At 42.5% G+C, this 1,226-nt stretch carries 1 protein-coding gene; it reads left to right on the top strand.

Features of this window, described 5'->3' with window-relative positions; translation table 11 throughout:
- Window positions 1–88 precede the first annotated feature (88 nt).
- Window positions 89–1,135 (top strand): nicotinate-nucleotide--dimethylbenzimidazole phosphoribosyltransferase, encoded by a 1,047-nt coding sequence (gene cobT, locus AC4MRQ_RS24735; RefSeq protein WP_491200410.1) that lies wholly within the window; start codon window positions 89–91, stop codon window positions 1,133–1,135.
- The last annotated feature ends 91 nt before the right edge of the window (window positions 1,136–1,226 follow it).

Genomic DNA, 1,226 nt, shown 5'->3' with positions numbered 1-1,226 from the left:
CTTCGGGGTAAAGTGAACCTGCATAGCTTATTGGCCTGTGCATTCATCTATCCTCCTGAAGCTTGTTAAACTTTTAATTATTTCAACAATGCAGGAGCAACAAATCACCTCTGTTTCAACAGAATTGGATGAGCAAATCCGACAAAAGATCGATTTAAAAACCAAACCACTTGGTGCTTTGGGCACACTTGAGAAGATTGCTTTTAAAGTATGTCAAATCCAAAACACCCTAACGCCACAACTAAGCAAACCATCTATTCTGGTATGTGCCGGAGACCATGGCATCACTCAAGAAAAAGTAAGTCCTTTCCCGCAGGAGGTAACTTTTCAAATGGTGATGAATTTCCTGGGAGGTGGTGCAGCCATTAATGTTTTTTGCCGCCAAAACAATATTAATCTATTAGTAGCTGATACAGGTGTTAACTTCGATTTTGAACCAACTGAACAACTACTTGATTTAAAAGTGCGCAAAGGTACTCGCAATTTCGCTGTTGAACCGGCCATGACCATTGAAGAGTGCCAGGCAGCTATGAACAATGGAGCTACTATCATTGAAAAGCTGCATAAGGAAGGTACTAATATTGTTGGTTTTGGCGAAATGGGTATTGGTAATACTACTGCCGCTACTGCTCTACTTTGCAAATTTGGGGGTTTTAGTGCACAAGAAGCGACAGGTGCCGGAACAGGTTTGGATGCAGAGGGAATCCAACATAAAGCACAAGTTATTGAGAAAGCTCTTCAACTGCATCATGCAATCAACAAGCCATTAGATGTGTTAGCAACTTTTGGAGGTTATGAGATTGCCACTATCTGTGGTGCCATCTTAAAAGCGGCGGAGTTAAAAATGATTATCCTGTCAGATGGTTTTATTGCTACTTCCGCTCTGATTGCCGCCCATGCCTTTAACAAAAATGTAACTGATTACTGCTTGTTTGCTCACAAATCAAATGAGCAAGGACACAAGTTAATGCTACAACACCTAAAGGCAGAGCCTATATTGCATCTTGGTATGCGATTAGGCGAAGGAACCGGATCGGCTGTTGCTTACCCGATTGTACAATCAGCCGTGAACTTTATGAATGAGATGAGCAGTTTTGCTGATGCGGGTGTGAGTAATAAGGAAGAAGAAATGTAAAGACGGAAGACCGTGGACGGAGGACAGAAGAATAGGCAGAAGACGGAAGACCGAAGACAGAAGACGGAAGACCGAAGACAGAAGACGGAAG

The sequence above is a fragment of the Carboxylicivirga sp. genome, from assembly GCF_982718395.1.
This window is presented reverse-complemented; position numbering and strand designations above follow the sequence as displayed.